13 protein-coding genes are annotated in these 13,946 nt (G+C 73.3%); 4 read left to right on the plus strand and 9 right to left on the minus strand.

The annotated features are described in order from the left end of the window. The coding region (locus tag J1M39_RS09110) for a BCCT family transporter (RefSeq protein WP_206496696.1) at nucleotides 1-1,784 on the plus strand (1,784 nt) is incomplete at its 5' end. 82 nt (nucleotides 1,785-1,866) lie between these two features. Here the strand turns inward: J1M39_RS09110 and J1M39_RS09115 are convergent. The 6 genes from J1M39_RS09115 to J1M39_RS09140 form a co-directional block, all read right to left on the minus strand. Then, nucleotides 1,867-3,333, minus strand: coding sequence for an amino acid permease (locus J1M39_RS09115; protein ID WP_206496697.1), 1,467 nt, complete (start codon nucleotides 3,331-3,333; stop codon nucleotides 1,867-1,869). A gap of 208 nt (nucleotides 3,334-3,541) precedes the next feature. Next, a complete protein-coding gene (locus J1M39_RS09120) occupies nucleotides 3,542-5,365 on the minus strand; it encodes a glycoside hydrolase family 13 protein (protein ID WP_036340259.1) in 1,824 nt (607 codons plus the stop codon). 113 nt (nucleotides 5,366-5,478) lie between these two features. Further along, complete coding sequence (locus J1M39_RS09125; RefSeq protein WP_206496698.1) at nucleotides 5,479-6,381, minus strand: hypothetical protein; 903 nt, start codon at nucleotides 6,379-6,381, stop codon at nucleotides 5,479-5,481. Between the two features lie 18 nt (nucleotides 6,382-6,399). Next, nucleotides 6,400-7,227: an exodeoxyribonuclease III gene (locus J1M39_RS09130; RefSeq protein WP_206496699.1), complete on the minus strand. Its 828-nt coding sequence runs from the start codon at nucleotides 7,225-7,227 to the stop codon at nucleotides 6,400-6,402. Nucleotides 7,228-7,271: 44 nt separating this feature from the next. Next, on the minus strand, nucleotides 7,272-8,180 hold the full coding sequence (gene nadE, locus J1M39_RS09135; RefSeq protein WP_063189676.1) for an ammonia-dependent NAD(+) synthetase: 909 nt from the start codon (nucleotides 8,178-8,180) through the stop codon (nucleotides 7,272-7,274). 58 nt (nucleotides 8,181-8,238) lie between these two features. Next, complete coding sequence (locus J1M39_RS09140) at nucleotides 8,239-8,682, minus strand: MarR family winged helix-turn-helix transcriptional regulator (RefSeq protein ID WP_036340247.1); 444 nt, start codon at nucleotides 8,680-8,682, stop codon at nucleotides 8,239-8,241. A gap of 58 nt (nucleotides 8,683-8,740) precedes the next feature. Between J1M39_RS09140 and pyrE the strand changes: the two genes are divergently transcribed. Beyond that, a complete protein-coding gene (gene pyrE, locus J1M39_RS09145) occupies nucleotides 8,741-9,337 on the plus strand; it encodes an orotate phosphoribosyltransferase (RefSeq protein WP_041103612.1) in 597 nt (198 codons plus the stop codon). Nucleotides 9,338-9,365: 28 nt separating this feature from the next. On the opposite strand, the gene J1M39_RS09150 is transcribed toward pyrE, so the two are convergent. Next, nucleotides 9,366-10,451, minus strand: coding sequence for a magnesium and cobalt transport protein CorA (locus J1M39_RS09150; RefSeq protein ID WP_206496703.1), 1,086 nt, complete (start codon nucleotides 10,449-10,451; stop codon nucleotides 9,366-9,368). A gap of 69 nt (nucleotides 10,452-10,520) precedes the next feature. Between J1M39_RS09150 and J1M39_RS09155 the strand changes: the two genes are divergently transcribed. Further along, complete coding sequence (locus tag J1M39_RS09155) at nucleotides 10,521-10,889, plus strand: hypothetical protein (protein WP_036334633.1); 369 nt, start codon at nucleotides 10,521-10,523, stop codon at nucleotides 10,887-10,889. Continuing rightward, the gene (locus tag J1M39_RS09160; protein WP_223247569.1) at nucleotides 10,886-11,527 is read left to right on the plus strand and encodes a TrmH family RNA methyltransferase; all 642 of its coding nucleotides are present in this window, start codon (nucleotides 10,886-10,888) and stop codon (nucleotides 11,525-11,527) included. Before J1M39_RS09155 ends, J1M39_RS09160 begins: the two co-directional genes overlap by 4 nt. 134 nt (nucleotides 11,528-11,661) lie before the next feature. On the opposite strand, the gene J1M39_RS09165 is transcribed toward J1M39_RS09160, so the two are convergent. Both J1M39_RS09165 and J1M39_RS09170 read right to left on the minus strand, forming a co-directional pair. After that, complete coding sequence (locus J1M39_RS09165; RefSeq protein ID WP_041103614.1) at nucleotides 11,662-12,558, minus strand: SMP-30/gluconolactonase/LRE family protein; 897 nt, start codon at nucleotides 12,556-12,558, stop codon at nucleotides 11,662-11,664. 51 nt (nucleotides 12,559-12,609) lie between these two features. Further along, nucleotides 12,610-13,946, minus strand: a 1,337-nt coding sequence (locus J1M39_RS09170; RefSeq protein WP_203552773.1) for a lipase family protein, incomplete at its 5' end; no start/stop codon positions are given.

A 13,946-nucleotide genomic window follows, 5' to 3' on the forward strand; every position in this document is an offset into this window, starting at 1 on the left:
CGGCCGACGGCGCCGTCGCCCCTGCCACCTCCGCCGCGGCCGCCCGCGACCGCGTCCTGCTGCCGTGGGTGTTCTGGCCCTCCGCGGTCATCGTGCTCTCCTTCGTGGTGGCCACACTACTCGCCCCCGAGCAGATGACCGTGGGCATCGGCCTGGTCCAGCAGGCCATCATCACGAACTTCTCGTGGTGGTACGCCCTCGTCGCCCTGTTCTTCGTGCTGTTCTGCGGCTACCTCGCGTTCTCCCGGAAGGGGCAGATCACGCTCGGCAAGCCCGATGAGAAGCCCGAGTTCTCCACGCTGTCCTGGTTCTCCCTGCTCTTCGCGGCGGGCATGGGCATCGGCCTCGTGTTCTTCGGCATGACCGAGCCGCTCATGCACTTCACCGATCCGCGGCCCGACGTGGCGGCCGCCAACCCCACCCAGGCGGAGGCCGCCCAGTCGGCGCTGGCCACCACGTTCCTGCACTGGGGCCTGCAGCCCTGGGCGATCTACGCGGTGGTGGGCGTGGCGGTCGCGCTGGCCATCCACCGGCGTGGCCGTCCCCTCGCGCTGCGCTGGGCCTTCGAGCCGCTGATCGGCGAGCGCCGCGTGCGCGGCGGCTGGGGCCACCTGATCGACAACATCGCCCTCATCGGCACCGTCTTCGGCGTGGCCACCTCGCTGGGCCTCGGGGTCACCCAGATGTCCGCGGGCCTGCGCGCGCTGGGCATCGTGCCCGAGGACAGCCCCTGGCTCGAGTACGCCATGATCGGCGCGGTCACCTGCGTGGTGCTCTACACCGTGGTCTCCGGCGTGGAGCGCGGCATGAAGTGGCTGTCCAACACCAACCTGATCCTGGCCGCCGGCCTGCTGCTGTTCATCGCGATCGTGGGACCCACCGCGTTCCTGTTCAAGGAGATGGTGCAGTCCCTCGGCTCCTACATGCAGTACTTCTTCGCGAACTCGCTCAACGTCTCCGCGTTCTACGGCGCCGAGGGCGACGCGTGGCAGGCCGGCTGGAGCGCGTACTACTGGGGCTGGTGGATGTCCTGGACGCCGTTCGTCGGCATCTTCATCGCCCGCATCTCGCGCGGTCGCACCGTGCGCGAGTTCATCGCCGGCGTGCTGCTGGTGCCCACCCTGGTCTGCGTGGTCTGGTTCGGCATCCTGGGCGGCACCGCGATCTTCCTCGAGACCACCCGCCCGGCCGGGTACACCTCCGTGGTAGGCGCGGACGGCGCCATCGACTCGAACACCGCGCTCTTCCAGGTGCTCGAGCAGCTGCCCGCGGGCACGATGCTCGTGGTCGGCGCCATCATCCTCTCGGGCATCTTCTTCATCACCTCCGCCGACTCGGGCTCGCTGGTGATGGGCATGCTCGCCACCGGCGGCGACGTGAACCCGAAGGCCACGGTGAAGATCTTCTTCGCCATCGCCACCTCGCTCATGGCCGCGGCCCTGCTGGCCGCCGGCGGCCTGTCCGCGATCCAGGTCCTGGCCATCACCATCGGCCTGCCGTTCTCCGTGCTGATGCTGCTGATCTGCCTGGCCACGTTCCGCTCGCTCGGCTACTCCGTGGCGCGGGTGGAGGCGGTGCGCCGTCAGGCCATGCTGGCCTCCATCAAGGATCGCCTGGGCCTCGAGTCCGACGACGACGAGGTGGTCGACGCCGGCCCCGTGGCGGCCTCGCAGTGGTGGGCCTCGCTCAGCCGGGACCACCAGCAGCGGATCGCCGATGCGGCCGCCGGCGTCCCGGCCTCGGAGGGGTCCCGCCGCACCCGGCTGCGCCGCCACGAGCACTGACGTCCGCCCCCGGGCGCCCTCCCGGCCCCAACGAGAACGGCCCCTGTCCCGCGCGGGACAGGGGCCGTCGTCGTCGTGGGGGTCAGTCCTCGTGGGACTGGCGGGTGCGGACCACCGGCAGGGTGCCGGTGCGGCTGTGGGCCGCGGCCGACGTGCGGGTGCCCGTGACGAACCAGGCGAGGGTCAGGACCGCGACCCACACGAGACCGATGATGAGCGCCTGGCGCGAATCCGGGATGGTAGCCATGGTGATCACCACGGTGGCCACGAACGCCAGGCCCAGGTAGGTGCCGACGTTGCCCAGCGGCATGGGGAAGGGGGACGGCTCCGCGCCCTGCTCCGCGACGCGCCTGCGCATGGCGCGGTGGGACAGGAAGATCATGGCCCAGGTCAGCACCACGGCGAACGAGGCGACGCCGGCCACCAGGCTGAAGGCGTTCGGGTCCACGGTGATCAGCACCGCGCCGAGCACCATCACGCCCAGCATCACGGCCACGGACAGCCACGGCACGCCGCCGCGGTTGGTGTGGGTGAAGGCCCGGGGTGCCTGGCCGTCGTGGGCCATCGCGTAGAGCAGGCGACCGGACGCGTAGATGCAGGCGTTGATCGCGGAGACGGCGGCGGTGAGCACCACGAAGTTCAGCAGGTGCGGGGCGAAGGGGACGCCGAGGCCCTCGAAGATCTGCACGAACGGGCTGGCCTTGCCGTCCACCTGGTTCCAGGGGACGAGGGCCATGATGACCGCCATCGTCAGCACGTAGAACAACAGGATGCGGATCGGCACCGTGTTGATGGCCTTGGGCAGCACCTTCTCCGGGTTCTTGGCCTCGCCCGCGGCCACGCCGAGGGTCTCGATGCCGCCGAAGGAGAACGTCACGATGGTGAGCGCGGTCAGCACGCCCAGGATGCCGTGCGGCAGGAATCCGCCGTGGTCCACGAGGTTCGCCAGGCTGGCCTGGGTGCCGTCCGCGGTGGAGGCGCCGGTGAAGAGCAGGATCACACCGCCGAAGATCATCGCCACGATGGCCCCGACCTTCACGAGCGTCAGCCAGAACTCGGCCTCACCGAAGTTGCCGACGTGCGTGAAGTTGATCAGGCCGACCACGAGGATCGTGGCCGCGACCCAGGCCCAGGCCGGGACCCCCGGGAACCAGAACGCCATGTACGTGGTGATGGCGGCGGTGTCCGCGACGATCACGACGGCCAGCTCGAAGACGAAGGTCCAGCCGGTCACGTAGCCGGCGAAGGGGCCGAGATAACGGGAGGCGTAGGCGGCGAAGGACCCGGAGACGGGCTCCCGGAGCGTCATCTCGCCGAGGGCGCGCATCACGAGGAACACGGCGGCGCCCGCGACGAGGAAGGACAGGATCACGCCCGGCCCGGCGGCCTGGATGCCGCCGGCCGAGCCGTAGAAGAGGCCGGTGCCCACCGCCGTGCCCAGGGCGATGAACATGATGTGCCGCTGGCTCAGGCCGCGGTGCAGCTGCCCGCGGTCCGCGGTGGCCGCGCCGGGCTCGGCGACGCGGGAGCCGGAGGGGGAGGTGCTCACGTGAAGTCTCCGCTCGAAGGGGGGGTGGATCAGGACACGCCATGGTGACTCGTGACACAGCGTTCATGCCACTTTGTCCGGTGTGATGCAAGTCATCGTGGACGTTACGTCGCGTTCGTCCGGCCAGGCCGGATGATGTGACCTCGCCCACCGCGGATTCCCCGCGGAAGGTCCGTGGCGCCCCGGCGGGTCCCGGGGCGCGCCGGGCTCAGTCCATGAGCAGCCACGCGGCGGCGTCGTGCGCGAGCCGCCCGTCCTGCACGGCCTCCGCCTCCTCGAGGGAGAACAGGGCCCGGGAATGGTTCGCGGGCAGGTCGACGGGCTCGGTCGACAGGTTCGCCATCACGAGCACGGTGCGCGCCGGGATCGGCTCGCCCGAGCCCAGGTGCCGGCCACCGCCCGAGGTGACCGTGAACGCCAGCACGCCGCGTGCGGGGTCGTGGTGCTCGGACCACGCGAACGTGCCCGTGCCCAGGTCGAGCTCGCCGCGGATCTGCAGCAGACGCCGGTACAGCTCGAACACGGAGCCCTCGACGCCGACCTGCCGGTCCGCCGCCAGCGCTCGGAAGGACGCGGGCTGGGGCAGCCAGGGCGCGGCGACGCCTTCGGCGGCGGACGCGGGGCCGTCGTCGTCCGCGGGGGTCGAGAAGCCGTAGGACGGCTCGTCGGCGGCCCACGGCAGAGGGATGCGGCTGCCGTCGCGGCCGGGCTCCTTGCCGTCCGTGCGGAAGAAGTACGGGTCCTGGCGATGCTCGGCGGCGAGGGTGGTGTGCTCGGGCAGGCCCAGCTCGTCGCCCTGGTAGATGTACGCGGAGCCGGGCAGGCCCAGCTCCACCATCGCGGCGGCGCGGGCCCGACGGCGGCCGACCGCCTCGTCCGGCTGCTCGTCCTCGGCCGTGATGCCGGCGGGGTAGGAGCTCGGGTCCGCGAGGCCGTAGCGGGAGGCGTGGCGCACCGTGTCGTGGTTCGAGAGCACCCAGGTGTTCGGGGCGCCGACGCGGCCGGCCTGCTCGAAGGACCGGTCGATCGCGTGCGTCAGCGACGTGGCGTCCCAGCCGGCCATGAGGTAGGTGAAGTTGAAGGTCTGGTGCATCTCGCCGGGGCGGACGTACCGGAACATGCGCGAAAGCGGGGCCACCCACGCCTCGGCCACCATCATCGGCTCGTGGTCGTAGGAGTCCAGGACCCGCCGCCAGTCCCGGTAGACCTCGTGGACGCGGTCCTGGTCCATGAACGGGGTGAGCGGCTCGAAGGTGTCCGGGTCGAACGTGGGGTCGGCGTCCTCGCCCGCGTCCGTGACCATGCCCATGCGGGAGTGCTCGGCGTCCGGGTAGCCGGGCTGCTTGATGAGCCCGTGGGCCACGTCCACTCGGAAGCCGTCCACGCCGCGGTCCAGCCAGAACCGCAGGATGGAGCGGAACTCCTCGCGCACCTCCTCGTTCTCCCAGTTCAGGTCCGGCTGCGTGGTGTCGAACAGGTGCAGGTACCACTGGCCCGGGGTGCCGTCCGCCTCGGTCACGCGGGTCCAGGCCCCGCCGCCGAACGTGGACTCCCAGTTGTTGGGGGGCAGCTCGCCGTGCTCGCCGCGGCCCTCGGCGAAGTGGTAGCGGGCGCGCTCGGGGGAGCCGGGGCCGGCGGCCAGGGCGGCCTGGAACCACGCGTGCTCGGACGAGGTGTGGTTCGGCACGAGGTCCACGACCACGCGGATGCCGGCCTCGTGCGCGGCGGCGATCATCTCGTCCGCGTCCGCGAGCGTGCCGAACCGCGGGTCCACGGCGCGGTAGTCCGCGACGTCGTAGCCGGCGTCGTGCTGCGGGGAGAGGTAGAAGGGCGAGAGCCAGATCGCGTCCACGCCGAGCTGGGCCAGGTAATCGAGGCGCGAGGTGACGCCGCGCAGGTCGCCCATGCCGTCCCCGTCCGCATCCGCGAAGGAGCGCGGGTACACCTGGTAGATCACGGCGTCCACCCACCATGGCGTGACGGGCCGGTTCCGGGCTTCCGAGGGCGGGGTGCTCAGGCGCTGCGTGGTCATGGGATCCACCCTAGGCCCGACGCCGGGGCCGCGCGCCCCGCGTGGGCGGCGTCGGCGGCGTGGTGTGCGTCTCGGGCGCCCGGGGCAGCCCCACCCCGGTGCGCCGGGCCGGCTCAGGTCAGCCGGGCCAGCATCCCGACGGTGGCCCAGCGACGGTTCAGCCGTTCCTGCGCGACGCCGGCGGTCGCCTCGTCGCCCTCCTCGAGGGCGTCGATGAGCGTCCACAGGTCGAAGACGGAGTCGTCCGGCCACACGTGCCGCGTGAGGCCGCCGTAGTCCAGCTCGATCCACGAGTCGGGGTGGAACGCGCCGAGCCACTCCACCATCACCGTGAGCTCACCGATCAGCTCCGCATCCGGGGCGTGCCGCGCGAGCACCGCCGCCGCGTGCCCGGCCCGCTCCCGGGCGGCCACGATCGGCGCGCGCCGGTACGCCGTGCGCTCGCCGTCCACGAGGCGCTGCACGGCCTCCTCGGGGTCGAACACCGTGAGCCAGCCGTGCGGCACACCCCACGTGGCGGTGCGCGTCTGCACGCGGTGGTGGCCCGGCCCACCGTCCCCGTCCTGCGGGTCCTCGCCCGCCGCGTCCGGGTCGGGGGAGAGGCCCCACTCCTCCTCGAGCGCCACGAGGGCGCGGCCGCGGTTCATGGCCCGCGCTGCCGGCGGGATGGCGGCCTCGTGCAGCCGCGGCAGCATGGTCTCCTCGAGCACGGCCGCGGCCATCTCGGCCCGCAGGCCCCGCTCGTCCGGGCAGTAGAACGCGGAGCGGTGCTCGTCCTGCAGGACCCGCACCAGGTCGTCCTCACCGGGCTCCGGGAACGGGTCGGCCACGGGCCGGGCCAGGCGACGCCGGGCCCGCTCCGCCGCCTCCGCCTCGACCTCGGCGCGCGTGCGGTGGCCGCCGGCGATCAGTCGCGCCTGGACCGCGTCCGGGAACGCGGCCAGCGGCTGGAAGACGCGCAGGTGCGCGGTGCCGCGCGCGACACCCGGGGGCGGGCCGTCGTCGTCGTGGGTCATCGCGGGCTCGTCCGTGGCTCAGCCCAGCTCGACGACCACGGGCGCGTGGTCCGAGGCGCCCTTGCCCTTGCGCTCCTCGCGGTCGATCCAGGCGTCCGTGACCGTCCGTGCGAGGGCGGGGGAGCACAGCTGGAAGTCGATGCGCATGCCCTTCTTCTTGGGGAAGGCCAGGCCCGTGTAGTCCCAGTACGTGTACACGCCGGGGCCGGGGTGGCGCGGGCGCACCACGTCCACCAGCCCGGCGTCCTCGAACGCGTGGAACGCCGCTCGCTCGGCCGGGGAGACGTGCGTGTAGCCCTCGCGCTGGAACAGCTCGATGTCCCACACGTCCTCGTCCTGCGGAGCGATGTTCCAGTCGCCGGCCAGGGCGAGCCGGGTGTCCGGGTCCTCGGCGAGGTGAGCGGCCGCGTGCTCCTGGAGCACGCGCAGCCACTCGAGCTTGTAGCCCATGTGCTCGTCCTCCAGGCCGCGCCCGTTGGGCACGTACAGGCTCCACAGACGCACCGGGGCGACGCCGTCGGCCGCCTCGGCGCCCACGGTCGCCCCGATGGCGCGGGACTCCTCCTGCGGGTCCACGCCGCCCTTGCCGAAGTGCGGCTGGCCGGGGAAGCCCCGCTGCACGTCGCTCAGGCCGACGCGGGAGGCGATGGCCACGCCGTTCCACTGCGAGTTGCCGTTGTGCGCCACCTCGTAGCCGGCGCGCTCGAAGAGCTCCCAGGGGAAGTTCTCGTCCCGGCACTTGGTCTCCTGGATGGCCAGGACGTCGATGTCATGGCGCTCGAGGAAGGCCTCGACGCGGTCGGCGCGGGCACGGAGGGAGTTGACGTTCCAGGTGGCGATCTTCACCCGGCCAGGCTATCGAAGGGCGCGGACACCGTGGGATCGGCGCCTCAGCGCCACCAGTCGTCGTGGATCGTCACCGGCGTGGTGCGCTTGTGGCGGCTGCGGAGCCAGATGCCCTCGAGCTTCTCCGCGACCTCGGTCGGGACGTCCTTGCCCTCGAGGTAGTCGTCGATGTCCTCGTACGTCATCCCGAGTTCGGCCTCGTCCGTCTGGCCCGGCGTGCCGTCCAGCAGGTCCGCGGTGGGCACCTTGTTCCACAGGGGCTCGGGGGCGCCGAGTTCGCGGCCCAGCGCCCGCACCTGCCGCTTGTTCAGGCCCGCCAGCGGCAGGACGTCCGCGCCGCCGTCGCCGAACTTCGTGTAGAAGCCGGTGATGGCCTCGGCCGCGTGGTCCGTGCCGATCACCAGCTGCCCGTGGGCGCCGGCCACCGCGTACTGGGCCGTCATGCGGATGCGGGCCTTGACGTTGCCCTGGTTGTAGTCCGAGATCGGCTCCCCCACGGCCTCAGCGAAGGCGGCGGCCAGACCCTGCACGGCCTCCGCGATGTTCAGGGTGACGTCCTGATCCGCACCCACGAAGTCCAGGGCCGCCCGCGCATCCGCCTCGTCGTGCTGCACCTTGTAGGGCAGGCGCACGGCGGTGAACCGGGGGTTCTCGCGGGAGGGCACGACGTCGGCGCCCACCCCCGCCTCACCCGGCGGGGTGGTGCCGGGGCCGCCCAGGGCGACGGCGTCCGTGACGCCGAGCTGGGCGCGGCGACGCTCGACGGCGAGCTGGGCCAGCCGGCCGCCCACGGTGGAGTCCACGCCGCCGGAGATGCCCAGGACGAAGCCGGACGCGCCCGTGGCCGCGAGGTAGTCGGCGAGGAAGGCCACGCGCCGTTCGACTTCGGCCGCGGGGTCGATCTCAGGGAGGACGCACTGCTCGGCGATGATCCGCTGCTGGAGTTCACGCATGCCGGTCAGCGTAGGACCGGCGCCGCGCACGGGGACAGGGTCGGTCGGCGACGACGGCTCACGCGTCCGGGTGCCCCAGGTTGCGGGCGATGCGGCGCAGGACGCGGACGGCGTCGTCGATCTGGTCCCGCGGGACGTCCGCCGTCGCCTCGGCACGCAGGGCCTCGACCGCCTCACCGACGCGGGCGCCCGCGGTGCGGCCCGTGGCGGTGAGGGTGTAGAGGTCGCCCTCGACCGTCACCCAGCGGGACTCGACCAGCTCCTCGATCTGACCGGACACCGCGCCGCGCTGCTCCTCCTCGAAGCCGGCCTCGAGCTCGGCGCGGGACTGCGGGGCCACCGTGAGGGTGTTCAGAAACTGCCACTGGGCGCGGGTGAGGCCGTGCTCCTCGAGGCTCTCGGCCACGCGCGCCGCGATCAGGCCCTCGGTGAGGGTGAGCCAGTGCGCCAGGGGCAGGCCGGAGGGATGCTGGACGGCGTCGTCGTGCTGGATCTCGCTCATGGCCTGAGCCTAGCCAGTCCGGGACGGAAGCGGCAGGGGCGGTCGGGCCCGCACTAGCATGGGCGGCATGACCGACGCGCAGACCCCCACCGTCCCCACGCCCGAGCAGGACCGCGAGCGGCTCAAGCAGCTCATCCAGGATCTGGCTGTGGTGCACGGCCGGGTGACCCTGTCCTCCGGCAAGGAGGCGGACTACTACGTGGACCTGCGTCGGGTCACCCTGCACCACGAGGCCGCCCCGCTGATCGGCCGCGTGATGCTGCGCCTGCTCGAGGAGAACGGGATCGGGTGCGACGCGGTGGGCGGGCTGACCATGGGTGCGGACCCCGTGGCCACCGCGATGATGCACCAGGCCGGCGCCGCAGGCCGCGCGCTCGACGCCTTCGTGGTGCGCAAGGCGCAGAAGTCGTACGGCATGGGCCGGCAGGTGGAGGGCCCGGGCGTGGACGGTCGCCGCGTCGTCGTGCTGGAGGACACCTCGACGACGGGCGGCTCCGCGCTGACCGCCGTCGAGGGCGTGCGCAACGCGGGCGGCGACGTCCAGGCCGTGGCCGTGATCGTGGACCGTGCGACCGGCGCCGCCGAACGCGTGGCCGAGGAAGCGGGGGTGCCGTACCTGTACGCGTTCGGCAAGGACGAGCTCGGCCTCGACTGAGCCTCGGACGGCCCCGCGCGCCGCCCGCCTAGAGCCAGTCCGCGCGCTTGAACAGCACGAACAGCGTGAGGGCCACCGCCAGCATGAGTCCCAGGGCGAACGGATAGCCGAACGCCCAGTGCAGCTCGGGCATGCCGTCGAAGTTCATGCCGTACACCGAGCCCACCAGCTGCGGCGCGAAGATGATCGCCGCCCAGGACGAGATCTGCTTGACCTGCTCGTTCTGGGCGATCGACTGCTCGGCCAGCCGCTTCGAGGCCAGCGTCGAGTCCAGCTCGAGGGCGCTGTTGAGCATCTGGCGCATGGTCATCACGCGCTCGTTGATCTGGACGGCGTGGTCGTGGACGTCGCGCAGGCGGCGCAGGTTCTCCACCTCGAGACGCGCCTGCTCGCTGAGCTCCTCGTCCTCCCAGGCGTGGGCGTCGTCGCGCCGGGGCAGGCCGTCGGCGTCGAGGCGGCGGGTGTCCTCGTGCAGGCGGGTGCGCACCTCCTCCTGGAGCTGCTCCACGATGGACGGCAGCGCGCGGATGGCGTGCTGGAAGTTCAGCACCTCGCGGGAGAGCTCGTAGATGCGCCGGGAGACGTGCCCGTCGCCGGCGAAGACCTGGTCCTCGATCTCCTCGATGTCCTGTTCGAGGCCGTCGGCCACGGGGAAGTAGTCGTCCACGACCCGGTCCAGGATCTCCAGGGTGACCTGCCACGGCCCCATCGCGAGGCGCTCGCGGCCCTCCGTCTCCAGGAACCGACGCACGGCGGCCAGGTCAGGCTCCTCCGCGTGACGCACCGTCACCACGTAGTGCTCGCCGGTGAAGACGCTCAGCTCGCCGAACTCCACGGTCTCGGTGCGGTCGATGTAGCGGGCCGGGTGCAGGACCATGAACGAGTCCTCGCCGTAGCGGTCCAGCTTGGCGCGCTCGCCTCCGGCGAGGGCGTCCTCGACGGCGAGCGGGTGCAGGCGCAGCTCCTCCGCGACCGCTTGGAGCTCGGCCACGTCCGGGCGGTACAGGCCCAGCCAGGCCATGCCGCCGGTGCGCTCGCACTCCTCCCAGGTGTCCTCGAGGGTGGAGGGGGCGTGGACGCGCCGCCCGTCCACGTACACGGCGTTGTCGATCATGCTCACCCGGACATTCTCCCCGACGGTGGCCCCCGGCGGATTCCAGGATGCGCGCGCTACGGTGGCGCCATGAAGACTCCGCGTCATGCCCCGCCCGTCGTCCGCGACGGCAAGACCCTGCTCCCCGCCCACGCCGTCTCCACGGCCCCGGTCACCGCATTCGGTCTGATCGGCGGCTACCTGACCGCCCGTGAGACCGGCATCCGGCCGCTCGGCGGTGTCGTGCTGGCCGCCGCCGGCCTGTATGCCGGCCGGACGTGGTTGGCCACGCGGGGGCCGGCCGTCGCCGGGGGCCTGGCCGCCCTGTACCTCGGCGGCTTCGGCGCCTCCCACCCGCTGGCCAAGAAGATCGGTGCGTGGCCGGCGGTGCTCTCCGTGGCCGCGGTGTCCGCCGGGGCCGCCTGGGCCGCCGTCGACCGGTCCGAGGCCGGCCGCTGAACGAGCCCGCGCCGGCCGAGGACGGCGCCGCGCCCCGCGAGGTCGGCGTCGGGCCGTGGCTCGGCCCGTGGCCGGAGGACCCGCGCTACGACCCGGAGCTGCTCGCGCACGGCGACCGCCGCAACGTGCTCGACCACTACCGCTACTGGAGCCTCGAGGCGATCGTCGCGGACCTCGACGCGCGGCGCCACCCGTTCCACGTGGCCATCGAGAACTGGCAGCACGACCTGAACATCGGCACCGTCGTGCGCACCGCCAACGCGTTCAACGCCGCCGGGGTGCACATCATCGGGCGGCGCCGCTGGAACCGGCGCGGCGCCATGGTCACCGACCGCTACCTGCACGTGCGCCACCACGAGACGGTGGCGGCGTTCACGGAGTGGGCGGCGGGGGAGGGGCTGCCCGTGCTCGGCGTGGACCTGTTCCCCGAGTCGGTGCCGGTGGAGACCTTCGACTTCCCGCGTGCCTGCGTGCTCGTCTTCGGGCAGGAGGGGCCGGGGCTGTCGGCGGAGGTGCGCGCGGCGTCGAGCGCGGTGCTGTCCATCGCGCAGTACGGCTCCACCCGCTCGATCAACGCGGGCGTGGCCGCCGGCATCGCGATGCACGCGTGGATCCGGCAGCACGCGGCCGTCCCCTGAGTCCGGCGCGAGCCAGACGATTCCGCGCTGAAAGGAGCCTCTGGACCGCAGATTCGTCTGGCTCGTGGCGCAGGACGGCGCAGGACGGCGCAGAACGGCGCAGGGTGGCGTCGACGACGTGCGGCGTGACGGCGTCAGCCCGCGAAGGGGCGGGCCGGCAGGCCCGTCACCCCCGGGCGGACGGCGAACAGGGCCCCGGCCAGCGGGTCCTCGCCGCGCTCCAGGTTCTCCCAGGAGGTGGTGATGTAGAGGGTGCCGAGGTCGTCGCCGCCGAAGGTGCAGGCCGTGGTCTTCTGCACGGGCACCTCGACCACCTCGTCGAGCGTCCCCTCGGGCGTGTACCGGTGGATCTGCCCGTGGCTGATCACGGCCACCCAGATGCCGCCCTCGGCGTCCACGGTGAGTCCGTCCGGCTTGCCCTCGCCGTCGAGCACGTCCACGAGCACGCGCCGGTTCGTCAGGCCCTCCTCGCGGGAGTAGTCGAACACGGCCACCTGCCGCGTGGGGGTGTCGTTGTAGTAGGCCCGCGTGCCGTCCGGGCTCCACTCCAGGCCGTTGGACGTCGTCGCGCCGGTCAGCACGACGTCCACCTCGCCGGCGCCGCCGTCGGGTCCGGGGGCGAGCCGGTAGAGGTTCGCGGCGCCGGGGGTCTTGGCGTACGCCATGGTGCCGCAGTGGAACCGGCCGTCCGGGTCGCAGCCGCCCTCGTTCATCCGGATCCCGGCGTCCGCGCCCCACAGCTCGGGCAGCGTCGTCAGCTCGCCCTCGGGCGAGATCAGGGCGAAGCCCCGCTCCACCGCGACGACGGCGCCACCCCCCGCACGCGGGCGCAGCGCGGCGGCCACGTCCCCGACGTGCGTGCGGTCCACCGTGCCGTCGGCGCGCAGGGACAGGACGTCCCCGGCGAGCATGTCCACCCAGCGCAGGCCGCCGCCGGCGGTCACGCCCTCGGCGGCGCTGCCCCACGAGGCGGCCCAGACGGGGCCCTCGCCGTGGTAGGTGATGGGATCGGTGACCTGCTCGGCGCGCATGGCTGCTCCTTCGGTGGGCGGGACGGTCCTGGCCCCGACGCTAGCCGAGGCTCAGAACCACCCGCACGAGTCGGCGGTCCAGCGGTCGGCGAGGGTCGCGTCCAGGAACGCCCCCATCCGCGGCAGCGAGGCCACGTGGCCGCCCACGTGGGTCGGGGTGAGGAGCGGGTCAAAACGCACCCGTGCCCCTTCCGCGCACCAGCGGCGGCCCAGGTCGCGGCCGGTGCGGTACGGGATGACGTCGTCCGTGACGGAGTGCGCGATCATCACCGGCACGTCCGGACGGCGGCCCGGTGCGCCGATCCGCTGCTCGGCGAGGATCCCGGCCAGCTCGGCGTCGGAGCGGACGAGCTCAGGGAAGTCCTGCCCCGTGTGGGTCAGCGTGGCGGAGTCGAGGTGCGCGTAGGCGAGGCTGCCTGCCACGCAGGTCTCGGCCGCGCCGGCGAGGGCCGTCAGGCCGGTCTCGTTGAGGTGCGTGGCCGGGTCCACGTCGTACGCGGCGAGCTGCCCGGCCATCGCGTAGAGCAGGAAGGCCGCGTACAGGCCGCCGTCGATCCGGTCCGCGACCTGCACGAGGTCGGCCGGCGGGGCGCCCACGTAGGCGCCCTTGAGGTCCAGCTCCGGGGCGTAGTCGGACGCGAGCTCGGCGGCGGCCGCGGCCGCCCCGCCGCCCTGCGAGTAGCCCGCGAGCGCGACCGGCGCGGTCGAGGTGACGCCCGACCCCGAGACCTGGGCGGCCGCGCGCACCGCGTCGAGGACGGCGTGCGCCTGGGCCTCCCGGACCATGTAGGTGTGCGTGCCCGGGGTGCCCAGGCCCTCGTAGTCGGTGACCACCACGGCGTGGCCGCGGCTCAGCAGGGACGTGATCCCGACGCCTTCGTACTGCGCGCCGGTCGAGAGGGTGCGCGAGGGGGCGCAGCGGTCCGCCGCGCCCTGGGTGCCCACCGCGTAGCCGATCACGGGGCGCTCGCCGCCGCCCGTCCAGGGGGCGGTGGGGGTCAGCACGGTGCCGGTCACGGCGACGGGTCGGCCCTGGGCGTCCTGCGAGGCGTACATGATGCGCGTGGCGTGCGCGGGCACCTGCACCAGCCGCACGGGATCCAGATAGAAGGCGGCGGGCTCGCTGCGGATCAGGGCGCCGGGGGTCGCGGGCACGACGGCGGGCGGCAGGTAGAAGGGGTCGTCGACCGAGGCGGCCGCCAGGGCGTCCCGGGCCGCGTTCCAGCGGGCGTCCTCGGCCGTCGTGGCCGGCTGCGAGAGGTCCGCGACGGCGGAGCTCACCTCCGGCGCGTCCGGGGCCGGGGCGGACTCCTGGGCCAGGGCAGCGTGCGGCGCGCCGAACCCGGCGACGACGGCCACGGCGGCGGCCAGGGCGAGGGGGCGGGAGG

It is taken from the genome of Micrococcus sp. KRD077, assembly GCF_017168505.1.
Lineage (GTDB): Bacteria > Actinomycetota > Actinomycetes > Actinomycetales > Micrococcaceae > Micrococcus > Micrococcus luteus.